Origin of the sequence: Hymenobacter sp. 5317J-9, assembly GCF_022921075.1 — a bacterium.
GTDB lineage: Bacteria > Bacteroidota > Bacteroidia > Cytophagales > Hymenobacteraceae > Hymenobacter.
Map to the genome: position 1 here is coordinate 1,681,571 of NZ_CP095050.1, position 24,325 is coordinate 1,705,895.

Here is a 24,325-nt window from a genome sequence, read left to right on the forward strand (position 1 = left end):
TGCCGGCAACATGTGCAGGCCTTATTTGTCGCCTAGCAGCAGTTGCGGCGCATTACCACGGCCACCGCCCATGATGATAACCTTGGCGTTGGGCGAAGTGGCAATGGCCTGGTTGGCCTTGATGGTTTCGTACTGTAGCAGCTTGTCGCTGAGCTCGGTGTTCACAATGCGCTGGTAGTCGGCAATGCCCTGGGCCTCCACGCGCTTGCGTTCAGCTTCTTGCTTTTCCTTTTGCAGCACAAACTGCATTTTCTGGGCGTCCTGCTCGGCTGAAATCTTGCTCTCGATGCTGGCCTTCACCGACTGCGGCAGCTGGATGTTGCGGATGAGCAATTGGTCGAGCTGCAAGCCATTGTTCCGGAAATCCTTTTCGATGGCGGCCAGAATACGAGCCTGAAACTCCTCGCGGCGCGTGGAGTACAGCGACACGGCGTCGTAGTACACGGCATTGTCGCGAATGCGAGTGCGCGAAATGGCCCGCACAATTTTCTCCTGGTAGTCCTCGCCAATGGTGGAGAGGATGCGCGGCGCCTGCGCAGGCACCACGTGGTAGAGCACCGTGAGGTCGATGACGACTTCGAGTCCGTCGGCCGACAGCACCCGGATGGCGTCGTCGCCGCTTTGCTGGCCCTCGCTGTGCTGCGCCGACATGGTATAGTTCTGGGTGCGGGTGTCGAAGCGGGTCACGTCCACCAGCGGGTTCACCACATGCAGGCCGGGTTGCAGCACGCGCTTCTGCACCTGCCCAAACAGCGTTTGCACGCCCACCTGGCCCACGCCCACTTGCACCACTGTGCTCAGCGAAATGCCCAGCAGCAGAAAAGCAATGCCCAAAAACACAAGGCCGCCCCGCAGCCGCTCCATCCGTTCGGAAAAGCGGGCGGCGTTCAGGCCCAGCACAAGGAGGATGAAGCCAAAAATGGTGAGTGCCATGGAGCAGTTGCAGAATTAAGGGTTGAAAAGTGTAGGAAGGTTGGAAGGAGCGGGCTACAGGCGCCGCTAGTCTTCGTCGTCTTCGTCGGTAGAGAAATCGAGGGTGCGGGCCAATTCTACACCCTCGTGGGCCACTTCTTCCAGCAGTTCGGGCGCGTCAGCGTCGAGGGTGCGGCCGAAAAGGTTAAGCAACTCCTCGCCCTCGTCGTTCACGTACAGATTGTCGTAGAGGCGGTCAAAAAGCTTGGCCTCGCGGCCCACGATGCGGTCAATGTCCTCGGGCGAGCGGGCCTCCGACAGCGCCCGGTGCAGCACGTCGAGCACCTGGCGGCTGGCGTCGTGGTCGCCCAGTTCGCTCACCAGCTTCAGCAGCGCCATGGCCAGGCCCAGGCGCACCTGCTCGAAGCGGAAGGGGCGCTGGGACGGGGGCGCCGTGCGCAGTTGGTCGTAGGCCTGCAGCGCGGTGGGGGTGAGGTAGTACTTCACGTCGTTGGGCGCGGTGAAGGCCAGGTGGAGCAGTTGTTCGTAGAGCGACATAAGCAAATGGCGGAATGGCCGCAACATGGGCGGTTTTGGTGCGTAGGCTAAAAGCCGAAAGGTACGCGGCAGCGCCATGCCAATGGCTGAATCGCCACACCGTGCCTTTCATTACACCTCCATCACTATTCTGCTTTCGCAATGACTCACAAAACGAAATGGCTGCTGTTTGCGCCCTTGGGGCTCGTCACCATCGGCGCGGGTGCCTGCCTGGTGCAATGGGCCGGCAATCTCAAGGAAAAGCGCGCCCCGGCCCGGCAGTGGGTGCCGGCCGGCACGGCCGCCTTAGTGGTGCTCAACGCCGGCGTCAGCCTCTTCGGCCAGGGCGTGGTGGAACGGGTGCTGCATGACGTGCGCGAACGGCCCACGCGCTAAGGGTGGCGCTCCAGCGCCGCTGTCCTGGACCCCCGCAAGGCATAAAAAAACCCTGACCTAGGCAGGTCAGGGTTTTCGCGGAAATACGGAAAGGGATAGCGAGTTGTCCGAAACTACTCGGTCTTGTCTTCGAGCTTGGCCGAGCCTTCTTTGGCTTTGCTGCTCACTTTGTTGGCGCCGTGCTTCACCGCATGGCCGGTTTTCTTAGCGCCCGATTTGATGGCGTGGCCGGTTTTGTGGGCCACGTTGCCAGCGGCGTCCTTCGTGTTGTCGAGGGCCTGGCCCACGTTGGTTTTGCCGGTTTTGGTCACCACTTTGGTGGTGCCATTGTCACGAACTTTTACTTCGGTCGAGGGAGTGGTTTGCGCGTAGCTGGCGGTGGCGAAGGCGCAAAGGGCGAGCAACAAGGTTACTTTTTTCATGGTCAGTCAGAAGGGAGATTAAGGGTAAGTCCGGCCTTTTACGGTCCGTGTTTTCAAAGGTTCTGACAAGGACCGGGCCGCAAATAAAAAGGCTGACCCAGCCGCTCGTAAGCACCTACGGCAAAAGCAAAGAGCTGTCGCCATAGCTCAAAAACCGGTACCCATTGGCCAGCGCGTGCTCATATACCGCGCGCCAGCCCGGCCCCAGCAGCGCCGCCACCAGCAGCAGCAGCGTGCTTTCGGGCTGATGGAAATTCGTAATCAGTCCGTCAATCACCCGAAACCGGTAGCCCGGCGCAATGAGCAGCTGCGTGCGGGCCTCCAGCGTCTCGGTGCCCGCCGCTTCGAGGCGCTGCAGCAGGGCGGCCAGGGCCTGCTCGGTGCTGATGCCGGCCGCCGCATCGGCCAGCTCGTAGGGTTGCCATTGCGTGACCAGCAGCTCGCTGCCGGCGGCCGCCGGCGCCACCAGCAGGCCCACGCCCAGCCAATACAGCGTTTCCAGGGTGCGCAGGCTGGTGGTGCCCACCGCCACCACGGGCCGCGGCCGGTGCGCCAGCAGCTGCCGCAGCAGCGCCGTCGTCACCAGAATGGGCTCGGTGTGCATGGGGTGGCCGGCCATCCGGTCGGCTTTCACCGGCTGAAATGTGCCGGCGCCCACGTGCAGCGTCACGTGGCCGGTTTCAAAGCCGCGCTCGGCCAGCTCAGCCAGCAATTCGGGTGTGAAATGCAGGCCGGCGGTGGGGGCCGCCACGGCGCCCTCGGCGGCGGCGTACACGGTTTGGTAGCGCACGGCGTCGGTGGCCGTGTCGGGCCGGTCGATGTAGGGCGGCAGGGGCAGGTGGCCAGCCGCGCGCAGTACTTCGGCAAAGGGCAGCTCCGTAGGTGTCCAGTTGAAATCGATGAGGGCGGTGCCGGCTTCCTGCTCGCGGCGCACGGCCGTTAGCGTAGCCGCCTCGCCATCGGAGGCGGTAAATTCCAGTTCCACAGGGCCTTCTTTCCAGCGGCGGCCGTTGCCCACCAGGCAGCGCCAGGTGCACGCGCCGGTTTGCTGCAGGGCCAGCTCCAGGCTGCGGTGCGGCGCCACGGGCTCCAGGCAAAACAGTTCTACCTGCCCGCCCGTGGGCCGGCGGGCCAGCAGCCGCGCCCGCACCACGCGGGTGTCGTTAAAAACGAGCAGGGCGCCGGGCGGCAGCTCGCCCGGCAGGTCGCGGAAGTTTTTGTCGGCCAGCTGCCCGTGGCGGCTCACCAGCAGGCGGCTGGCAGCGCGGTCGGGGAGGGGCTCGGGCGCAATGCGTTCGGCGGGCAGTGCGTAGGTGAAGTCGTGGATGGCAAGCTGGCGCGGGTCGGGAGCAGTCATAGGCCCGCAAAGGTCGGAATGCGAGAAGAAGTTAAGCGCAGGGGTAAAAAAGGAAAAACCCAGTCCATGCAATAGACCAGGTTTTCGCCTTTGGGGTTAGCCGCTTCTCTTCACTTGCGCCGGAACAGCAGCAAATGCTGTTGCGGCAGCGTCTCGTTGCTTTCGATGAACTCCAGGCCCACGGCCGCCATTTCTTTGCGGGCCTGCTCCACGCTCATTTTGTGGATGCGCTTGATGGGCACGTTGGGGTCTTCGGCGCGGTATTCTACCAGGGCCAGCCGGCCGGTGCCGGGCTTCAGTGCCTGCCGAATGGCGCGGCCCATCTCGCGCGGGTGGTCGAACTCGTGGTAGGCATCCACGATGAGCACCAGGTCCACGCTGTCGGCGGGCAGGGCGGGGTTGGTGGTAGTGCCCAGCACGGGCCGCACGTTGGGCGCTTTCAGCTTGCGCTTGTTGGCCTGCAGCGCCGATATCATCTCGGGCTGAATGTCGACGGCCAGCACGCGGCCCTGGGGCACTTTCCTGGCCAACTGGAAGGAGAAGAAACCCGTGCCCGCGCCAATGTCGGCCACCACGTCGGTGGGCTTGAGTTGCAGCGCTTTGAGAAGCAAGTCGGTGCCTTCTTCCTGCCGGCGGCCGGTGCGCTCCAGCCAGCTGGCGCCCTCGTGGCCCATCACGTGCGCAATCTGACGGCCCAGGTAATAGGTGCCAATGCCGTTGGGGTCGCGCGGCGGAGCGGTTTCGTAGCCGCTCGTGTCGGTGCGCACCACGGCTTGCAGGCGCTGCTCGGCGCCGGCCGACGGCCGGGTTTCGGCCGGTAGCTGGGTGCAGCCCCACAGCAGCAAGCCGGCGCTGCCGCTCGTGCCCACCACGCTCAGGGTGCGTTGCCAGGTTGAAAAATGTTGCCTCATACGATTCGCAAGTAAACACATCCCAGGCAGTCAACAGCAAAATCGGGCGGCGCGTTCAGCGGCACAGAAGGGTCCACTTTCGCGCCATTTCGGCCTTTAATAAAGAAGCGAATTGATTTAAAAAGGAAAATGCGCTTCCGGAATCGCCGCTTTCTACTTTTGGCCGTAGAACGAGCATTTCGCTTACCCTATTACCCTTTTTGCCATGAAAAACCTTTTTCTCTCCTTCTCCAAAATGGCCGCCGTTGCCTGCTGCGCCCTCACTCTGGGCAGCTGCAGCCGGGCCGAGTACGCCATGCTGCCCAAAGGAGCCTCGTACCACGGCGTGACGCGCGTGACCACCCCGGTACCCGCCAAGCCGGAAGCTGAGGCCACTCCCGCCGCCGAAGTTGCGGCCGCTCCGCAGGAGCCCGTGACTGTTGCCGCAGCAGCAGTTGCCCCGGCTGCGCCCCAGGCTGCCAAAGCCGCTCCGGCCCCGGCCGCCAAGCCGGTAGCCGCCGCCGAGCCGGCCGTGAGCCCCGCCCAAGCCGGTGCCGCCACCACTGCCCTGGCCGACGCCGCGCCCGCCCGTAAGCTGAGCGGCATTCAGCGTCTGGCCCTGAACAAAGTGACCAAGAAGGTCGACAAGCTGATGCAAAAAGCCACTGCCCGCCAGCAGGCCAACACGGCCTCCGTTGCCAAAGGCGGCGTGAGCGGCAACCTGCGTCTGGGCATCATCCTCATGGTTATCGGTGCCCTTATTGCGCTGCTGCCCGGCTTGTTCCGGGTACTGGGCCTCATCGTCTTCATCGTGGGCGTGCTCTTCCTGCTCCTCTGGGTGCTCGACCAGGCATAACCCAGCCACACCCAACCAAACAAAAAGCCCCGCTCATACAATGAGCGGGGCTTTTTGTTTGGTTGTTTTTAGACTACATCGGGTCCACGTCAGCCACCAGACGGGCCTGCTTGAACTCCTTGTGGTCGCGCACCACGTCCATGGCCGCGTGAATCTGCTCTTTGGCCCATTTTAAGGCCGTGTGGGCGCGGTCGAGCTTAATGGTGATTTCCTGCAGATAGAAATTGCGAATGCGGAAAATATAGGGCGCTTCCGGCCCCAGCACCGCCGCTCGGCCCAGCCGGTCCACCAGCTCCTGGGTGAGCAGGATGGCGGCCGCCTCGCCCACGCCCTGGTCGATGTGCTTCACCGTCATTTTGATGACGCGCATGAAGGGCGGGTAGCCGTGCTCGTGCCGCTGCACGATTTCGTAGTTATAAAACTCGATGTAGTCGTTGCGGATGACTTTGTCGAAAATCACCTGCGTGGGGTCGGCCGTCTGGATGATGACCTTGCCCTTCTTGCCTTTGCGTCCGGCCCGGCCGCTCACCTGCACAAACATCTGGTAAGCCCGCTCGTGGGCCCGGAAATCGGGGTAGTGAATGATGCTGTCGGCGTTGATGATGCCCACGAGGCTCACGTTAGCAAAATCGAGGCCCTTGGTCACCATCTGGGTGCCTACCAGCACGTTGGTGTTCTGCTTCTCGAAGTCGGCGATGATTTGCTGATAGCTGTTTTTGGCGCGCGTCGTGTCCAGGTCCATCCGCTGGATGTTGGCCTGGGGCAGCATGATTTTGAGGTCGTCCTCAATCTTCTCGGTGCCGAAGCCCTGGGTTTTCACGGCCCGGGAGCCGCAGGCGGGGCACTTACTCACCATGGAGTCGTGGTAGCCGCAGTAGTGGCAGCGCAGCTCGTGGCTGTGCTTGTGGTAGCTCAGGCTCACGGCGCAGTTGGTGCACTTGGGTATCCAGCCGCAGTCCTGGCAGGCCACCACGGGCGCGTAGCCGCGGCGGTTCTGGAATAAAATCACCTGCTCCTGGGCGCCCAGCTTGCGCTCGATTTCGCCCAGCAAATCGGCCGTGAAGTGGTTGTGCATGGTTTTGTGCTCGCGGGCCTTGCGCGTGTCCACCAGTTCAATATCCGGCATGCCAGCCTCGCCAAAGCGCTTGGTGAGGCTCACCAGCCCGTAGCGGCCCTGCTTGGCCTGGTAGTAGGTTTCTACGGCTGGAGTGGCCGAGCCCAGCAGCGTTTTGGCCCCCTGGAAGTTGGCCATCATCAGGGCCACTTCGCGGGCGTTGTAGCGCGGGGCGGGCTCGTACTGCTTGTAGGAGGACTCGTGCTCCTCGTCCACGATAATGAGCGAGAGGTTATCAAACGGCAGAAACACCGCCGAGCGCACGCCCACCACCACCTGGAAGCGGCCCGAGAGCACGCCGTTCCACACTTCCACCCGCTCATTATCCGAGAATTTGGAGTGGTACACGCCCAGCCGCGAGCCGAACACGCGCAGCAAGCGCCCCACAATCTGGGCCGTGAGAGCAATTTCGGGCAGCAGGTACAGCACTTGGCCGCCGCTTTCCAAGGCCTTGCGAATGAGGTCGATGTATATTTCGGTCTTGCCGGCGCCGGTCACGCCGTGCAGCAGTGCAATTTCCTTTTCGCCGAAGTGCGCCATGATTTCGTCGCGGGCCGTGGTCTGGGCCTCGGTCAGCTCGAAATGCAGCTTGGCCGTAGGCTCATCCTCCAGCGGAAAGCGGCTCACAATCACGTCGAACTGCTCCAGCACGCCGTTTTTGATGAGCGTGTTCACGGCCGAGGCCGAGAGGTGCGGGCTGCTGGTGAGGGCGGCTTTCTCGATGCCTTTGTGGTTGGCGTGCTCGTTCTGGTACACGGGCACGCGCTGCAGGTACTTCATCAGCACATCGAGCTGCTTGGGCTTGCTGCTGAGGTTGTTGAACAGCATCTCAATCGACGCCTCCGAAACGAAGTGGTGCGCCAGCCGCACCTTCTTCACCACCTTGGGCGCGTACTTGTCGGCCGTGTGCTCGAAGAGGAAAATCACGTCCTTATTCATCAAGGACTTGATGACCTTATGGAAGGACGTGACGCCCAGCAGGTCACCTACTTCCGTAAAGGTGAGGGCTTTGCCGTCTTCCACGTTGCCCAGCGCGTCCACAATCAGTTCTTCCTGCGCCGACAGCGGGTACTCGTTTTCCTCCTGCGAAAAGCCGGGGTGCAGCTGAATGCGCGACTCCGAGCTCAGCTTCAGCGCCGAGGGTAGGGCCGCATTTATCACCTCGCCGATGGTGCACATGTAGTAGTCGGCCATCCAGCGGAAAAGCTTGAGCTGCGGCTGCGTGACCACCGGCGCGTCGTCGATGAACTCGAGGATGTACTTGGCCTGGTATTCCTTGGGCGCGTTCTCGTGCACGGCCGCCACGATGCAGCTGAGGGTCTTTTTGGCCCCGAACTGCACGATGACGCGCCCGCCAATCACCACGTTGTCGTTCAGCTCATACGGCACCCGGTAGGTGTAGAGCCGGGGCAGGGGCAGGGGCAAAATAACGTCGGCAAACAGCGTCACCCGGTCGGCCGAGGGCACGGCTGCGGGTGAAATAAAATCAAGCGCGAGATTCAAAACAGTGGATAAACTAGGGGCGGATAGTAAAGATAACAGGGCCGTAGCGCCGCGCCACTACAGGACTTTCAAGGCCTCAGCAACGCTATATACCGGGGCTAAACAGGCCCGATTGCGGCACACGTGAATGGCCGTTTGGCATTCCGCGCCGGGTTTCAGCAGCTTGAGCAGCGGCAGTTGCGAGCGGGTTTCGGTGCCGGCCAACACGGTATCAAACAAAAAGCGGCGGCTAAGTTCTTCGCGAAAAACCTCCGCCTCCGGGCCGATGATGGCCACTTCGGCGCCCGGCCGCAGCAGCGCCGCGTACAGCGCCGCCCAGTTGCTGAGGTGTTGAGCTTCCTTCACCACCAGGTGGCGCACCTGGGCCAGCATGGCCACAGCCAAGTCGGCGTAGCGCGCGTGTTCGAGGTGGCGGCCCAGGCGGTGCAGGTTGTGCGCCATCACGGAGTTGGAGCTGGGGATGACGTTGTCCATCAGTTCCTTTTTGCGGGCAATGAGGGCTTCGGCCGTGGCGTCGGTGTAGAAGAACTGGGTTTCGGTGGGGTCGCAGAAGTTGGCCAGCACGTACTCCGTGAGGGCTTGGGCCTCGCGCAGCCAGCTTTCCGTGAAGGTGACTTCGTAGAGGCTGATATAGGCCTGGATGACCTGCGCGTAGTCTTCCAGAAAGCCGCTGATGCTGGCCCGGCCGTTTTTGCAGGTTCGGAACAAACCCGCCCCGTTGCGCAGGTTTTTCTGGATAAACTGCGCATTGCGCTCGGCCACTACCAGAAACTCGGGCTCACCGAAAGCCCGGTAGGCGTCGGTGAGGCCTTGCAGCATCAGGGCGTTCCAGCCGGTGAGAATTTTGTCGTCGAGACCGGGGCGCACGCGCGTTGCCCGCACGGCCATGATTTTCTGCTTCCAGCCCGCCACCAGCTCCGGCACCACGCCGGGCGCCAGCTGGTGCTCGGCGGCAAAGTCTTCGTCGCGCTGCCGCCGGTGCAGGATGTTGCGGCCATGCTCCCAGTTGCCCAGCGCCGTGCAGTTGTAGTAAGCCGAGAAAAGCGGCTCCTCATCGCCCAGAATTTCCTGCAGTTCTTCTTTGGTGAAAACGTAAAACCGGCCTTCCTCCCCTTCGCTGTCAGCATCGAGCGAAGAATAAAAGCCTCCCTCGGCGTTGGTCAGCTCCAGCCGAATAAACTCGACGGTATCGTACACCACTTCCCGAAAAAGCTCGTCCTGCGTCAGCTGGTAGGCTTCGCTGTACAAGCTCACCAACTGCCCATTGTCGTACAGCATCTTCTCAAAGTGCGGGGCCAGCCATTCCGCATCTACCGAGTAACGCGCAAAACCACCGTGCACCTGGTCGTAGATGCCACCCCAGGCCATTTCGCGCAGCGTGAGCACCGTCTGGTCCAGCACCGCCGGGTTGCCGCTGATGGCATAGGCCCGCAGCAGAAACCGCCAGATGCTGGGCATCGGAAACTTGGGTGCCCGGTTCATTCCGCCCCGCGCCCGGTCAAATTTGGCGGCAAGGTTGTACACCAATAGCTTAAACTCGTCGTCTGACACACCGGCCGGGCCGGTTTCCGGTGCCACGCCGATGGCTTGCAGCGCCGAGTAGTCGGCTTCCTGTGCGGCATTGAAATTCTGCGCGCCGTATTTCGCCAGCTCGCTTTTCGCAATCACTTCCATAAACCGTTCAGCCGACTGCTCCAGCTCGGCGCGGTGCTCGCCGGCATAGGCCTGGCCGATGTTTTCGAGCAGCTTCACCCAGTTGCCCTTCGGAAAATACGTGCCGCCATAAAACGGCTTGGCCTCCGAGGTCAGAAACACGTTCAGCGGCCAGCCGCCCTGCAGGCCCATGGCGTGCAGCGCTTCCATATACACTTGGTCCACATCGGGCCGCTCCTCTCGGTCAACCTTGATGCAAACGAAGTGTTGGTTCATCACCGCCGCCACCGCCGCGTCTTCAAACGACTCGCGCTCCATCACGTGGCACCAATGGCAGGCCGCGTAGCCAATGCTCACCAGAATGGGTTTCTGCTCCGCTTTGGCCCGGCCCAGTGCCTCTGGTCCCCACGGAAACCAGTCCACGGGATTATGGGCGTGCTGCTGCAGGTAAGGGCTGGTTTCCTGAGCAAGGCGATTGGTCGAAGAAGCTTGGGCCATGGCGAAAGGGGAGGGGGAAGGCAACGGTAGTAAAACGCCAAACCCGGCGCAAAGGCCGGGTCTGGAGATGGATTAAGCCGGTTTCGCGGGCTTCTTCGGTGCCTTGGGCTTCACGGCCTTTGGCTTGGGCGCTGGTAGTGCTGCGTCAGTTGCAGGCGTTGCGACCGGCGCAGGCTTGGGTGCGGCCTTCGGGCGGGTAGCTTTTGCTTTGGGCGGCACAGGTGCCACTTCTGCTGCGGCTGGCGCTGGCGGAGCGGCAGTGGGCTCTGCCACTGCTTTTGGTGCTTTACTGCGGCTGGCAGTCGCCTTCTTCGCCGGTTTCGGCGTTTCTGCTTGGGTATCAGCTGCCACAGCTTTGGGCGTGGCCCCACGACTTGGCTTGGCCTTGGCTGGCTTAGCAGTCGGCTCCAACAGCGAGGCGGCCGAGCCGGTCATGCGCCCGGCGGCCACCTGCGTGCGCACCTGGGTAGCGTCGGGCACGGGCACCACCGGCGTGTCTACGGCCGGCTTCTCGGCCCGCGCCCCACTGAGCACGCGTGCCTTGGAGCGGCTGGGGCGGCGCGGGGTGGGAGCGCTTTCCTGCGCCGGAACCACGGTTTGCGCCACGGCTGCGGGGGCCTCAACCGGCAGCGCGGCAATGGCCAACGGCGCCTGGGTTACCGAAGTTTCGGCAGGCCGCGGGCTCTCAGTAGCAGCCGGAGCTTCAACTATCAGCGTCGGGGTAACTTCCACTGCATTGGGCGTGGTCCCGGGTTGTGCGGCTTCTGCTGCTTGCTGTGCGGCCTTTTTCTTCTTGCGATTGCGACTGTTGCGCGAAGCGCGCACCGGGATGTTTTCCGGCTGTGCTTCCGTCGCTCCATCGGGCACCGTCGGCAGGCTTACCTCACTTGCCACTGGCAATGCCGACAATTCAGCATCTACCTGCGCCGACGCTTCCATTGGCAAAACAGTATTTGCCGCCGGGGCAGCTACAAAAAGCGGCACCCGGGGTACGCGCCCGCCCTCGTCGCGTCGGCCGCCCCGCTTCACGGGCACCGATTTGGTGATAACGCTCGATTTCGGAGCCGCTACCGGTACTTCCGACACCGCCGAGTCTCCAGCCACATCCTCTGCCGCAGCTGCGGGCCCATTTTCCTGGCCCAACTCAGCCGCCAGCCGAAGCGCATTCTTGCGAGCCGTGCGCTTGGCGCCGCCCCGCGAACGCCGCTTTTTCTTCTTTGCCAACTCCTGGCCCGTCATTTCAACGGATTCTTCGGCAAAAGCCGCTGCGGATTCCTGTGCTGGCATTGCTGCCGGTACGTCGGCTTCCGTTGCGGGCATACTATCCTCCACAAACGGCGTTAGCACAGCAGATGCCTGGTATTGCTCCGTTTCGCTGGGGGGGACATCTGGCCTTTGCCACGGCCATCGCGGCGGCCGCGCTCCTGCCGTCCCGAGTGGTTGCGCTGCGAGCGAAACTCCTCCGGTGACAAGCGCGGCGGCCGGCCATCACCCTGCGCAGCCGACAACGCTTCGGCTGCAGCGTCCGCTACTACAGGGGTCGTGTCAACGGGACGCGCTATGGACGAAACCACCGAGCCTTCTCCGATATCAATCCGCTCTTCGTCGTCTTCCACCTCAGCCACGGGCTCCGGTTGGCGCGGCTCTGGCAGGGCCGCTAGCTGCGTACGCACGGTTTGCAGCTCCGCGCTCACTTCCACCCGGCGCAGGCTCAGCTGCTCCAGCTTCTGCAGCGTGGTTTCCAGAAATTGCCGGTGCTCCGGCGCCGCCGCATGCAGCGGCCGGTGGCCAAGGGCCTGCCGCACCGAGGCCCATTCCTTGCGGAAGCGTCCGAACTCAGCGTCGAAATACGTCCGTGTAAACTTCTCCCAGATGTAATCCTCGGCCACTTCCGAGGGGTGCAGCATGTCGGCCGCATAAAAGCGGTAGTCGCGCAGGTCGTCCAACAGCAGCTCATAGGCCGGGAAATACGCCACGCCCGGCAGCAAGTCGCTCACAATGTGCGTTGCCACCCGCAGCACCGATTTGCTCACGGCATTCAGCGGCAGTGTGTCTTTCAGATGCCGGACTGGGCTCACCGTCAGCACAAAGCGCAGCTTTGGGTTGATGCGCCGCAGATATGCGTGCGTCTCAGCCAAGCCGTTGATGATGTCGTCGGGCGTCAGCAGTTCGCGCACAAACAGGTCGGCGGACTGCTTGTGGCAGTTATTCACCAGCTCGCCCGTTTCGCGCAGGCGGTAGGCCCAGGCAGTGCCCAGCGTGAGCAGCACCACGTCGGTCGAGCGCAGAAACTCGCCCGTGCGGCGCACCAACTCCTGAATGTGCTGCAGGAGTTCCACCGGCGAGTCGGCCCCCACGCTGCCGTGCAGGTCGTAGCTCTGCCAGCGCCCGCGGGCTTCCACCACATGCTGCTGCCAGTCTACGTCTTCGCCCGCCGCGGCACGCAGCAGTTTGGCCAGCGCCAAGGGCTGAAACACCGTGCCGAAGGGGTTTGCCAGTGCCTCCACCTTATTGGCCAGCAGGCGCGAGCCGATGCTGTCGGCAAAGCAGGAGCCCATGGTCAGGACCCGCGCCGTGCGCGAAAGCTGGTCCGTGGCCGGGGCGATGGGTAGTTCAGTTCTAAACATTACAGCAAAAATAGGCCGTTAGCCGGTTCGCCCCCGGTTGCCGGAATAAAAAAAGCCCCGCCAGCAGGCAGGGCTTTTCTAACAAGTTACGCAGCCGAAACTACTCAGCTACCACGCGGAATTTCACCGTGTGCTTCACTTCCTTATGTAGGTTGGCGGTAGCGGTGTAGTCGCCGGCAGCCGAAGGCTCCTGGTCGAACGACAAACGCTTGCGGTCCACGTCCACACCTTTGGCTTTCAGCGCGTCGGCCAATTGCAGGGTGGTTACGCGGCCGAAGATTTTGCCGCTCTCGCCCACCTTGGCGGGGATTTCCAGCACGGTTTCGCCAATCTGGTCGGCAATGGCCTGGGCGTCGCCTTTGATTTTGTCGGCTTTGTGAGCGGCTTGACGCACGTTCTCGGCCGTGATTTTCTTGTTGGTCTTGTCGGCCAGAATGGCCAAGCCCTGCGGCAGCAAGAAGTTGCGACCGTAGCCCGATTTCACGGTCACGATGTCGTTCTTGTACCCGAGGCCCTTAACGTCGTCTTTGAGGATAATTTCCATGATTTGAAAAGAGGCAAGACACAAGACATAAGAACCAAGAAAAGCCGGAGCTTACTTGAGTCTGATGCCTAACGTCTCATGTCTAAGGTCTATTTCAGAGCGTCGGCTACGTACGGCATCAGAGCGAGGTGACGGGCCTTAGCGATGGCCTGGGTCACTTTGCGCTGAAACTTCAGGCTGGTGCCGGTGAGGCGACGGGGCAGCACGCGGCCCTGCTCGTTCACGAACTTCAGCAGGAAGTTCGGGTCTTTGTAGTCCACGTACTTGATGCCGTTCTTCTTGAAGCGGCAGTACTTCTTGCGGTTGTCCTGCGGTTTGTTGTTGGCCGCGCGGTCGTTGTTGCGGTTGAATGCGGGAGATGCCATGTCGTTGCTAGATTATTGGGCTACGGCTTCGGTTTCTTTCGCAGCCTTCTGCTGGTTCATTTCGCCGTTGCGGCGGCGGTTGTTGTACTCCACCGCGTGCTTGTCGAGCACCGTGGTCAGGAACCGGATGATGCGCTCGTCGCGACGGAACGCGAGTTCCAGCACGTCAACGATGTTGCCTTCGCCCGTGTACGACAGGCAGAAGTAGTAGCCGGTCGACTTCTTTTGAATCGGGTACGCCAGCTTGCGCAGGCCCCAGGCTTCGGTGGATACAATGGCGGCGCTATTTTCCTTAAGCACCTGGGTGAACTTCTCGACCGTCTCTTGCACCTGGCTCTCGTTCAACACGGGAGTTACGATGAAGACCGTCTCGTAATTTCTTACTTCCATTACGACGGGGTGAAAATTTGGGGGTGAAAAAATTTGATTGGGGCGCAAAGGTACTGACTTCCCGGCACATTGCCAAGCGTGGCGTCGTCATCGTACATATTAAGGTATGGGCCGCAACTGAGTCTACCGAGAAAACAGGCGTTTCAACACCGGCAGTGGCCGGCCACGGAAGGAGAGAGGAACCGGCACGAAGCCCGTCACAAATTGCACGCCCAAAGACCGGAGTCTGGCCCAACAAATTGACCGCGGCGAGGGTTGCTATAACAGTCAATTCTCAGTCGATGGGCGCCTATGAATGAGGGACTAAGAATAGCACCGTTACTGTAGGTCACCCCCGCAAACATTGCCCAAGCCGAAGAGCACAGCATATAAATGGGCCAATACGAACGGCCGCAGCCTGTCAGAAATTGCATTCCGCTTTTTGCCGCCTACGATTCCTGACCTACATTTGTGGCCTTGAAATGCCCCTAGCGTTTCGTTTTACCGTCTATTTCCTTATGAATAGCAATCGACTTCGTTCTTTACCTCAACTGTTGCTGGCACTACTGCTCACGTTTGCCGGTGCCCAACAGGCGGTGGCCCAAGCAAGCGCAGCGGCCGATGTGAAAACCAATGGCGTAGCTCCCGGCGCAACCGCCGGTGCTACGGCGGCCACCGCTACGGCCCCGGCCGCAGCTCCTGCTGGTGGCGACGCCGCCGCTATTGCCGCCGGTGATGCGCTGTTCAAAGGCAACTGCGCCCAGTGCCACGCCGTGAACGAGCAAGTGGTAGGTCCCGCGCTGGCAGGCATTACCAAGCGCCGGCCCATTTCTTGGCTGATTCCGTGGGTTAAGAACTCGAGCAAGGTGGTGGCCAGCGGCGATGAATACGCGGTAGCCCTCTTCAACAAGTTTAACAAGCAGCAGATGCCTTCGTTCGCGCTGTCGGACAAGGAAATCACTTCTATCGTGGCCTACGTCACTTCGGAAGAAGGTAAAGCTACGGCTGTAGTTGGTGGCCCCACGGCTGGCAACGCCGCTGCTGCCGATGGCAAAACGGATGCCGCTGCTGGCGCTGCCGAAGGTGCTGGTAAATACGTTGATATCCTGCTCATCGTACTCGTAGTAGTATTGATTGTGCTGGTGGTAACGCTGGTTATCATTGGCAACCTGATGAAAGATGTGCTGCGTGGCCGCAAGGACCTCGACGGCCGCGACATCGAAATCCTGGAGCAGCGCTTCGATTGGGGCAAGTTTTACCGCTCGCCCGTAATGCGTGGCATTGTGGGGACGGTTTTCGCCCTGGTTTTACTTTATGAAGGGGTACAAAGTGTGATGGCCGTGGGCCTGACCCAAGGCTACCAGCCCACGCAGCCCATTGCTTTCTCGCACAAGCTGCACGCTGGCGAACACCAGATTAACTGCGCCTACTGCCATACCTCGGTATACAAGGCTAAGTCTGCCAACATTCCTTCGGCCAACATCTGCATGAACTGCCACTCGCAGATTAAGACGGAGTCTCCTGAAATCAAGAAAATCTACCGCGCCATCGAGCGCAAGCAGCCCATTCAGTGGGTGCGCGTGCACAACCTGCCCGACCTGGCTTACTTCAACCACTCGCAGCACACGCAGGTGGCTGGCCTGCAGTGCCAGACCTGCCACGGTCCCATCCAGAACATGGAAGTGGTGTACCAGTATTCGGCCCTCACCATGGGCTGGTGCATCAACTGCCACCGCGAGATGCCCATCAACTCGAAGGACAACAAGTACTACGACAACCTTGTGAAGCTGCACGACACCAAGAACGCCGGTGCTCCCTTCACCGTGTCGTCGAACGGCGGCACTGAGTGCTCAAAGTGCCACTACTAATAAGCTGATTTTCGGTAGTCGATACTGGGTAGTCAGTATTGAGACTACTCGTGTTTGACTACTGACTACCCAATACTGAATTACTGATTACCCTCCCAAATGAAGTACTGGAAAGGAATTGAGGAACTAGAAAGCACTCCGGAGTTCATGCAATCGGCTTTCGCCGAATTCATGCCCGTGAAGGAGAGCCACGAGAGCAAAGACGCTACGTCGGCTCCCCGCCGCGATTTCCTCAAACTAATGGGTTTTGGGGTGGCCGCCGCCACCTTGGCATCGTGCGAGACGCCCGTCCGCAAAGCCATTCCCTACCTGAACAAGCCCGAGGAGATTGACCCGACCATCTCCAACTTCTACGCTTCGACCTATTTCACAGGCGCCGACTACAACGCGGTACTCGTGAAATCGCGCGAAGGCCGTCCGATTAAGCTGGAAGGTAACCCCGAGTCGCCCATCACCCGCGGGGGCTTGTCGGCCCGCGCCCAAGCTGCGGTGCTGAGCCTCTACGACGGTGGCCGTCTGCAGCATTTCGCCATCAAGAGGGGCAATGCCCACGAGCAGGTTGAAATGGCCGCGCTCGACCGCGAAGTGCGCGGCAAACTGGCCGGCACCACCGGCCGCATCGCCATCGTATCGCCCACCATCATCAGCCCCAGCACCAAGCGGGCCATTGCCGAGTTTGCCTCGCGCTACCCCAACACCACGCACGTCATGTACGACGCGCAATCGGTGACGGGCCTGCTGCAAGCCAACAACGGCGTGGTGCCCGGCTACGACTTCGGCCGCGCTAACGTAATTGTAAGCCTCGGCGCCGATTTCCTCGGCACCTGGATTTCGCCGGTTGAATACGCTCGTCAGTACGTGCGCAACCGCAAAGTGAGCAGCGACAAGCGCAGCATGTCGCGCCACTACCAGTTCGAAACCGCCATGTCGCTGACCGGCTCTAACGCCGACGTTCGCGTGCCGGTGAAGCCGTCGGAAATGGGTGCTGTGGCAGTGGCTCTGTACAACGAGATTGTGGGTGGCGGCGACGCTTCGTACAAAAATGCTAAGCTGACGCAGGCTGCCAACGACCTGAAAGCCGCTCGTGGGGCCAGCCTCGTAGTGTCGGGTTCGAACGACCCGGCCGTGCAGACGCTGGTAGCAGCTATCAACCAGGCGCTGGGTAACCTCGGCACTACGGTTGACCTGACGGCATCGAGCAATCTGCGTCAAGGCGACGATGCTCGTATGGCCGCCTTGGTGAATGACATGAACAGCGGCAGCGTTGGTGCAGTCATTTTCTACAACGCCAACCCCGTGTTCAACCACCCGCTGGGCGCCAAAGTGAAGTCGGGCATTGCCAAGGTGCCGCTGACCATTTCGCTCAATGACCGCCTCGACGAAACCGGCATCCTCTGCCAGTACGCCGCTCCCGACCACCACTGGCTGGAGTCGTGGAACGACTTCGAGCCCAAGCGCGGCTCGCTGAGTCTGTCGCAGCCGGTTATCACCCCGCTGTTTGCTACCCGTCAGGCGCAGGAGAGCTTGCTGCACTGGGCCGGCAACAACACGACTTACTACAAATACCTGCGCGCCACTTGGCGTGCCCTCACGCCGAACGATGCGGCTTGGGACAAGGTAGTGCATGATGGTGTGGCTACGGGCACCGCTCTGCCGGCTGCCCCGGCCATGATGAATGCTGCCCTCAGCCCGGCTGCTGCCATCAGCCAAATTAACAATGCGCCCAAGCCCGGCAGCAACGCCGTTGAACTGGCGCTTTACGAAAAAGTAGGTATCGGTGCCGGCGGCTGTGAGGCCAACAACCCTTTCCTGCAGGAACTGCCCGACCCGGTTTCGAAAGCAACCTGGGGCAACTATGTGGCCATCCCGCGCAAAATGGCTGTGGACAACAAATGGGAGCAGGGCGATGTGGTGAAAGTAACCGCCAACGGCTACAGCGTGGAATTGCCCGTACTGGTGCAGCCCGGCCAGACCAACGGTACCGTGAGCATTGCGCTGGGCTACGGCCGCACGCTGGCCGGCAAAGCTGGTGACCAAGTAGGCGCCAATGCGGCTCCCTTGGCCATGACTTCCGCCAACGGCATGATGTACCACAATGTGGTGACGCTGACCAAAACGGATGCCACTTCGCCCATCGCGCAAACCCAGACGCACCACACCCTGATGGACCGCAAGCCGGTGGTGCAGGAGAATTCGCTGGCGAACTACATCAAAAACCCCAAAGAGGTAACCGAGTACGAAAAGATTGCCACGCCCGACGGCTTGGAGAAGCCCAGCAAGGTTTCGCTGTGGCAGGACTACCAGTACAACAACCACCACTGGGGCATGGCCGTGGACCTCAACTCGTGCATTGGCTGCGGCGCGTGCGTAATTGGCTGCCAGACCGAGAACAACATTGCCGTGGTGGGCAAGCAGCAGGTAATCAACCGCCGCGAAATGCACTGGATGCGCATCGACCGCTACTACAGCTCGGCGGCGCACAAATCCGACTTTGAAGAAAAAGGCAAGGTTTCAACTTACGCCGCAATGGAAGACCCCTCGGAAAACCCGCAGGTAATCTTCCAGCCGATGATGTGCCAGCAGTGCAACCACGCGCCCTGCGAAACGGTATGCCCGGTACTGGCCACCACGCACAGCTCGGAAGGTCTCAACCAGATGACCTACAACCGTTGCATCGGCACGCGCTACTGCGCCAACAACTGTCCCTACAAAGTGCGTCGCTTCAACTGGTTCTCGTACTACTCCAATGAGAAGTTCGAAACCGTGAACGGCCACATGTTCACCGACCTCGGCCGCATGGTGCTGAACCCGGACGTAACCGTACGTGCCCGCGGTGTAATGGAGAAGTGCACGTTCTGCGTGCAGCGCATCCAGCTCGGTAAGCTCGAAGCCAAGAAGCAAAAGCGTCGTCCGGTAGACGGCGAAATTGTTTCGGCCTGCGCCCAGTCGTGCCCCACCGAAGCCATCGTATTCGGTGACATGCGCGACCCCAACAGCCGTATCAGCCAGCTGCTCCGCCGCGAAGACGGCGAGCGCGCCTTCCACTCGCTCGACTCCATCAACGTGCAGCCGAACGTGACTTATCTGACGAAGATTCGCAACGCCGAATCGGAGTTCTTCGGCAAAGAAAACGCTTAATATCATACCACTATGCAGCACGTATCAGCCTTACGCGAGCCGCTCGTAACCGGCGGTAAGACGTTACACGACGTCACGCAAGACATCTGCTATCAGGTAGAAGCCAAGCCCAACCTGCGTTGGATGGCTGCCCTGAGCGTGGCGCTGTTCTTCCTGGGGGTGTTCTTCTACTCCGTATACCGCACCGTATGGTACGGCATCGGGGAGTGGGGCCTGAACAAAACCATCAACTGGGCCTGGGACATCACCAACTTCGTGTGGTGGGTGGGCATCGGCCACGCCGGCACCCTGATTTCGGCCGTGTTGCTGCTGTTCCGTCAGAAGTGGCGGAGCTCCATCAACCGCGCCGCCGAAGCCATGACCATCTTCGCCGTAATCTGTGCCGCCATGTTCCCAGTGTTGCACATGGGCCGTCCGTGGCTGGCTTTTTATGTGTTCCCGCTGCAAAACACGCTGGGTTCGCTGTGGGCCAACTTCAACTCGCCGCTGCTCTGGGACGTGTTCGCCATCTCGACCTACTTCACCGTGTCGCTGGTGTTCTGGTACATCGGCCTAATTCCCGACTTCGCTTCGATTCGTGACCGTGCCAAGGGCCCCATCGCCCGCTTCAGCTATTCGATGCTGAGCTTCGGCTGGAAAGGTTCGGCCAAGGCTTGGTCGCGCTACGAAACGGTTTCGCTGATTCTGGCCGGCGTTTCGACCCCGCTGGTACTTTCGGTACACACCATTGTATCGATGGACTTTGCTACCTCGGTGGTACCGGGCTGGCACACCACCATCTTCCCGCCCTACTTCGTGGCTGGTGCTATCTTCTCGGGCTTCGCCATGGTACTCACGCTGATGCTGATTACCCGCGTGGTGTTCCGCCTCGAAGACTACATCACGCTGGAGCACATCGCGCTGATGAACAAAATCATGATGGTAACCGGCTCCATCGTGGGTGTGGCTTACATCACCGAGTTCTTCATCGCTTGGTATTCGCAGGTGGAGTTTGAACAGTACGCCTTCATCAACCGCGCTACCGGTCCTTACTGGTGGGCCTACGCTTCGATGATGACCTGCAACGTGATTACGCCCCAACTGGTGTGGCTGCGCCGCGTGCGCTACAGCATTCCGCTGACCTTCGTGCTCTCCATCATCGTGAACATTGGTATGTGGTTCGAGCGCTTCGTAATCATCGTGACCTCGCTGCACCGCGACTACTTGCCGTCGAGCTGGGCCATGTTCTCGCCCTCGATTATCGACATCGGCCTGTACTTGGGCACGCTGGGCTTGTTCTTCACCCTGTTCCTGCTCTTCGCCAAGTTCTTCCCCGTGATTAATATGGCCGAAGTGAAAACCATCCTGAAGTACACCGTGGACAACGGCCCGACTTACAACCCGTCGAAAGCCGTGCACCACGCCCCCGTTCACCCTGCTACTCACGGAGTACCGGCGTCGGCTCCCGTAACTTATACCAAGCATGACTAAGCAATTCGCCCTCGGTATCTTCGAAGACGAAGATGTGCTACTGCACGCCGTTGAAAACGTGCGCGCGGCCGGCGTAAAAATCTACGACGTATTCTCGCCCTATCCCGTGCACGGCATCGACGATGCCCTCGGCATTGAACGGTCGCGTTTGCCCATTGCCGCATTCTTCTTCGGCCTCACGGGTCTGTCGTTTGCGCTGTGGATGCAGATTTACATGCTGGGGTTCGACTGGCCGATGATTATCGGCGGCAAGCCTCACATCTCGCTGCCTGCTTTCATCCCGGTAGCTTTCGAATTGACGGTATTCTTCACCTGCCACGGCATGGCGTTGACCTTCTTCACCATCACCGGCTTGTACCCGCGCTTCAAAACCCACGTGATGGACGTGCGGGCCACCGACGACAAATTCGTAATGGCCATCGAGCTGGATGAAACCGGTTCGCAGTTTTCTCGGCTGACCCAGCTGCTGCGCGACAACGGCGCATCGGAAGTCAACCAAAAAGAAATGAGCAAAAACTAATGACGCATCCGCTGAACCTGAGCCTGCGCGTTTCGGCGCTGCTGCTGTCCCTGGGATTGGCCTCGGCCTGTTCTAATCGGGCCGACGACCCTGGTGTGGAATACGCACCGGAGATGTACGAATCCATCCCGTACGAACCCCTGAAGCAAACCAACTTCAACACGGTCAACTCGTTTGGTATCAACGAGCGGACGCCGGCCAACGGCACCATTCCGCGCGGCAAGCTGAGCTACTTCGACCACATTCCGAAGGACAGCGTGGGCGTTGCTGAGCGTCGTCTTCGCAACCCCTTCTCTTACACCAAAGCCAATCTGGAAGAAGGTAAGGTTCTCTACACCCGCATTTGCTCGCACTGCCACGGCGAGCAAGGCGATGGCCAGGGACCAGTAGGCCTCAAGTTCAAGGGCGTGCCGAATTATTCGGCCGGTGCTTACAAGACGATGAACGATGGCCACATCTACCACGTCATCCAATGGGGCCGCAACCGCATGATGCCGCACGGCTCGATTGTGAACCCCGAAGAGCGTTGGAAAATCGCCATGTATGTGCGCGTGCTGCAGCGCGGCGAAGGTCCGGATGCCTTGAGCAAGCTGGTTGCCAAAGGCCCCACCAGCACTGCCAACGACTCGACTGAAATGACCGACCGCGCCAACCAAGGCCCGGTAGGGCAGGCGCAAGCCGGTAAGGCTTCCGATACTCCCGGCCAAGGCGGTGCCGTTTCGCCCAACGGTTCCGGCGTCACCCACACCCCCGGCAACTAATAACTATGGCAACTCTGACGCATCAAGAAAGCGCCACGGCTGAACAGCTCGTTGTAACGGATGGCGCCCGTAAGACTTTTATTACCATCATCGTCGCCGGTGTGGTGGTGTTGATTCTTGGCATTCTGGCTCAAGTTATGGGCTGGGGCGCTGCAGAGCACGCCGCTGCTGGCGAAGCTGCTGGTCACCTCGGGGCCTCAGCTGGCCACGGTGCCGGTGCTTCGTTGGAACATGAAGGCAGCTCTACGTTGGTGAAGCGCATCATTGTTAGCCTGTGGCATAGCAACGTGTTTTTCCTTGGCGTTTCCACCATCGGAACCGTGTTTATGGCCATCAACTACGTGGCTTACGCTGGGTGGTCGGTTATGGTGAAGCGCATCTCGGAAGCTCTCAGCGCTTGGATTATCCCCGGTGCAGTAATTATGTTGGTGGTATTCCTCATTGGCCGCCACGACATTTTCCACTGGACGCACGAAGGCATCATGGAGAAGGGCAACCCCAACTATGACGCCATCATCGCGGGCAAGAGCGGTTTCCTCAACCTGCCGTTCTACCTCATTCGCACCATCGTTTACCTCGCTATCTGGGCTTTCTTCAGCTATAAGCTGCGGCAGCTGTCGCTGGCCGAAGACCAACTGGGCGGTACGGTGTGGTTCCACAAGAGCATCAACGCTTCTGCGCTGTTCCTTGTGCTGTATGCGGTGACTTCTTCGATGTCGGCTTGGGACTGGGTGATGTCGGTTGACACGCACTGGTTCAGCACCATGTTCGGCTGGTACGTCTTCGCTTCGTGGTGGGTATCAGGCATTGCTGCCATTGCCCTCACGGCCATTTTCCTAAAGCAAGCTGGTTACCTGCGTGCTCTGACTTCTAACCACTTGCACGACTTGGGCAAGCTGATGTTCGGTTTCAGTATTTTCTGGACCTACGTGTGGTTTGCCCAGTTCATGCTGATTTGGTACGCCAACCTGCCCGAAGAAGCGGTGTACTACAATCAGCGCCTCGGCGGTTTCGAGGGCCATTACACCGGCATCTTCTATTTCAACCTCCTCATCAACTTCGTCTTCCCCTTCTTGGGTTTGATGACGCGCGACGCCAAGCGCCAGATGATTATCATGAAGATTGTCTGCATCGCCATCCTGGCGGGCCACTGGTCGGACTTTTATTTGATGTTCATGCCGGCAACTTTGAAGGCTGAAAGCGGGTTCTTGATTGAGATTGGCATCGCCGCCATTTTCCTGGGTGCTTTCCTGATTCTGTTCACGCGTCGCCTGGCTTCGGCTTCGCTCGTGCCGGTCAACCACCCCTTCCTGGACGAAAGCATTCACCACACTACTTAATTTTTTTTTAGAACTGAGGGTTTGGAACTCAGAACTCAGACGACTCTTGTTTGAGATTTGGCCGGGTTCTAAGCTCTAAGCTCTCGACTCTAATATCTAAAAAATGACTGCTCTTACCATTTTGCTGGTGTTGGTGTTGCTGTTGGTCGTGTTCGGCCTGCTGTTTCGCTTGCAGATTCTGACTTCTATCTTCTCGGGCACGTTCACCCGTGACATTGGCATGAGCAATAGCGTTAATGCTATTTTGATGCTGGTATTCTTGGTTGTGGGTGGTGCATGGTTCGCCTACTCGTTTGCTGAGAACTTCAACAAGATGAACCCGCCCATCGCCTCGGTGCACGGCCACCAGATGGAGCGCATGTTCTGGACTACGATGATTGTGATTGGCATTGCCTTCGCTATCACCCAATCGCTCCTGTTTGTGTACTCTTATAAGTACCAGCACAAGGAAGGCCGCCGGGCATACTTCTTCGCTCACAACAACAAAATTGAAGTTATCTGGACGGTGATTCCGGCTATCGTAATGGCTGCGCTCATCTTCGCCGGCTGGAAAGCCTGGACCCGTATTACCGGTCCCGCTCCCAAGAATTCGGTGGTGGTAGAAGTGATGGGCAAGCAGTTTAACTGGCTGGTGCGTTACCCCGGCCGCGACATGAAGCTGGGTGTAGTGAACTACCGTCTGATTGATGCCGTGAACGAATGGGGCTTTGACCTTAGTGACAAATCTGCTCTTGATGACTTCACTACCAACGAGATTCACGTGCCCAAGGGCGTACCGGTGTTGATTAAGATTCGCTCACGCGACGTGCTTCACGCTGTGTACATGCCGCATTTCCGCGTGCAGATGTACGCTGTGCCGGGCATGCCGACTCGCTTCTGGTTCACGCCTACGATGTCAACCGACGAGATGCGTGCCAAACTGGGCAACCCCAAGTTCAACTATGAACTAGCTTGCAACCAGGTGTGCGGCGGCAGCCACTTCGCCATGAAAGCCACGCTGATTGTGGACGAGCCGGACGACTACCAAAACTGGTACGCTGCTCAGCAGTCTTTCTCTGAGAAAAACCCGGAAGTAATGGCTGCTTTCAAACAGAAAGCCAAAACGCTGGTTGCTCCTGTAGCTGCTCAGCCCGAAGCTGCCGAAACGGCTCCCGCTCCTCTGGCTGCTTCTTACTAATACAATTT

Annotated in this window: 21 protein-coding genes; 9 read left to right on the top strand and 12 right to left on the bottom strand. The window is 60.1% G+C overall.

Annotated features, from left to right (window positions below; genetic code table 11):
• Positions 1 to 21: 21 nt before the first annotated feature.
• Together MUN81_RS07010 and MUN81_RS07015 are read right to left on the bottom strand one after the other, a co-directional pair.
• Positions 22 to 933, bottom strand: coding sequence for a prohibitin family protein (locus MUN81_RS07010; protein ID WP_245116274.1), 912 nt, complete (start codon positions 931 to 933; stop codon positions 22 to 24).
• A 66-nt stretch (positions 934 to 999) separates the two neighbouring features.
• Positions 1,000 to 1,470 (bottom strand): hypothetical protein, encoded by a 471-nt coding sequence (locus MUN81_RS07015; RefSeq protein ID WP_245116275.1) that lies wholly within the window; start codon positions 1,468 to 1,470, stop codon positions 1,000 to 1,002.
• A gap of 141 nt (positions 1,471 to 1,611) precedes the next feature.
• On the opposite strand from MUN81_RS07015, the gene MUN81_RS07020 reads away from it, so the two are divergent.
• Positions 1,612 to 1,845 (top strand): hypothetical protein, encoded by a 234-nt coding sequence (locus tag MUN81_RS07020; protein WP_245116276.1) that lies wholly within the window; start codon positions 1,612 to 1,614, stop codon positions 1,843 to 1,845.
• A 113-nt stretch (positions 1,846 to 1,958) separates the two neighbouring features.
• On the opposite strand, the gene MUN81_RS07025 is transcribed toward MUN81_RS07020, so the two are convergent.
• From MUN81_RS07025 to MUN81_RS07035, 3 genes are all read right to left on the bottom strand, one after another.
• Entirely contained in the window at positions 1,959 to 2,267 is a 309-nt protein-coding gene (locus MUN81_RS07025; RefSeq protein ID WP_245116277.1) for a hypothetical protein, read from the bottom strand.
• A 115-nt stretch (positions 2,268 to 2,382) separates the two neighbouring features.
• On the bottom strand, positions 2,383 to 3,624 hold the full coding sequence (locus tag MUN81_RS07030) for an S-adenosylmethionine:tRNA ribosyltransferase-isomerase (protein WP_245116278.1): 1,242 nt from the start codon (positions 3,622 to 3,624) through the stop codon (positions 2,383 to 2,385).
• Between the two features lie 110 nt (positions 3,625 to 3,734).
• Positions 3,735 to 4,535, bottom strand: a complete 801-nt coding sequence (locus MUN81_RS07035; RefSeq protein ID WP_245116279.1) for a class I SAM-dependent methyltransferase — start codon at positions 4,533 to 4,535, stop codon at positions 3,735 to 3,737.
• 205 nt (positions 4,536 to 4,740) lie between these two features.
• Here MUN81_RS07035 and MUN81_RS07040 point away from each other — a divergent pair, with 205 nt between their 5' ends.
• The gene (locus MUN81_RS07040; RefSeq protein ID WP_245116281.1) at positions 4,741 to 5,370 is read left to right on the top strand and encodes a hypothetical protein; all 630 of its coding nucleotides are present in this window, start codon (positions 4,741 to 4,743) and stop codon (positions 5,368 to 5,370) included.
• A 73-nt stretch (positions 5,371 to 5,443) separates the two neighbouring features.
• Here the strand turns inward: MUN81_RS07040 and priA are convergent, their stop codons facing one another.
• From priA to rpsF, 7 genes are all read right to left on the bottom strand, one after another.
• A complete protein-coding gene (priA, locus tag MUN81_RS07045) occupies positions 5,444 to 7,987 on the bottom strand; it encodes a primosomal protein N' (RefSeq protein WP_245116283.1) in 2,544 nt (847 codons plus the stop codon).
• Between the two features lie 57 nt (positions 7,988 to 8,044).
• Positions 8,045 to 10,138: a thioredoxin domain-containing protein gene (locus MUN81_RS07050; RefSeq protein WP_245116285.1), complete on the bottom strand. Its 2,094-nt coding sequence runs from the start codon at positions 10,136 to 10,138 to the stop codon at positions 8,045 to 8,047.
• Between the two features lie 72 nt (positions 10,139 to 10,210).
• Entirely contained in the window at positions 10,211 to 11,485 is a 1,275-nt protein-coding gene (locus MUN81_RS07055; protein ID WP_245116287.1) for a hypothetical protein, read from the bottom strand.
• Positions 11,479 to 12,765, bottom strand: a complete 1,287-nt coding sequence (locus MUN81_RS07060) for a GSCFA domain-containing protein (RefSeq protein WP_245116289.1) — start codon at positions 12,763 to 12,765, stop codon at positions 11,479 to 11,481. Before MUN81_RS07060 ends, MUN81_RS07055 begins: the two co-directional genes overlap by 7 nt.
• Positions 12,766 to 12,865: 100 nt before the next feature.
• Positions 12,866 to 13,309: a 50S ribosomal protein L9 gene (gene rplI, locus MUN81_RS07065; protein ID WP_190927531.1), complete on the bottom strand. Its 444-nt coding sequence runs from the start codon at positions 13,307 to 13,309 to the stop codon at positions 12,866 to 12,868.
• A gap of 89 nt (positions 13,310 to 13,398) precedes the next feature.
• Entirely contained in the window at positions 13,399 to 13,674 is a 276-nt protein-coding gene (gene rpsR / locus MUN81_RS07070; RefSeq protein WP_190927529.1) for a 30S ribosomal protein S18, read from the bottom strand.
• A gap of 12 nt (positions 13,675 to 13,686) precedes the next feature.
• Positions 13,687 to 14,064 carry a 30S ribosomal protein S6 gene (rpsF, locus tag MUN81_RS07075; RefSeq protein WP_190927527.1) on the bottom strand — a complete coding sequence of 126 codons (378 nt, stop codon included), beginning with the start codon at positions 14,062 to 14,064 and terminating at the stop codon, positions 13,687 to 13,689.
• Between the two features lie 497 nt (positions 14,065 to 14,561).
• On the opposite strand from rpsF, the gene MUN81_RS07080 reads away from it, so the two are divergent.
• The 7 genes from MUN81_RS07080 (at position 14,562) to MUN81_RS07110 (ending at position 24,317) form a co-directional block, all read left to right on the top strand.
• Positions 14,562 to 15,911: a cytochrome c3 family protein gene (locus MUN81_RS07080; protein WP_245116291.1), complete on the top strand. Its 1,350-nt coding sequence runs from the start codon at positions 14,562 to 14,564 to the stop codon at positions 15,909 to 15,911.
• 99 nt (positions 15,912 to 16,010) lie between these two features.
• The gene (locus MUN81_RS07085; protein WP_245116293.1) at positions 16,011 to 19,049 is read left to right on the top strand and encodes a TAT-variant-translocated molybdopterin oxidoreductase; all 3,039 of its coding nucleotides are present in this window, start codon (positions 16,011 to 16,013) and stop codon (positions 19,047 to 19,049) included.
• Between the two features lie 12 nt (positions 19,050 to 19,061).
• Positions 19,062 to 20,519: an NrfD/PsrC family molybdoenzyme membrane anchor subunit gene (gene nrfD, locus MUN81_RS07090; protein WP_223827775.1), complete on the top strand. Its 1,458-nt coding sequence runs from the start codon at positions 19,062 to 19,064 to the stop codon at positions 20,517 to 20,519.
• On the top strand, positions 20,512 to 21,039 hold the full coding sequence (locus MUN81_RS07095; protein WP_190927520.1) for a DUF3341 domain-containing protein: 528 nt from the start codon (positions 20,512 to 20,514) through the stop codon (positions 21,037 to 21,039). Before nrfD ends, MUN81_RS07095 begins: the two co-directional genes overlap by 8 nt.
• Entirely contained in the window at positions 21,039 to 21,800 is a 762-nt protein-coding gene (locus tag MUN81_RS07100; RefSeq protein ID WP_245116294.1) for a cytochrome c, read from the top strand. The genes MUN81_RS07095 and MUN81_RS07100 overlap by 1 nt, the downstream gene beginning before the upstream one ends.
• 5 nt (positions 21,801 to 21,805) lie before the next feature.
• Complete coding sequence (locus MUN81_RS07105) at positions 21,806 to 23,140, top strand: quinol:cytochrome C oxidoreductase (protein ID WP_245116296.1); 1,335 nt, start codon at positions 21,806 to 21,808, stop codon at positions 23,138 to 23,140.
• Between the two features lie 103 nt (positions 23,141 to 23,243).
• Positions 23,244 to 24,317 (top strand): cytochrome c oxidase subunit II, encoded by a 1,074-nt coding sequence (locus MUN81_RS07110; protein ID WP_245116298.1) that lies wholly within the window; start codon positions 23,244 to 23,246, stop codon positions 24,315 to 24,317.
• The last annotated feature ends 8 nt before the right edge of the window (positions 24,318 to 24,325 follow it).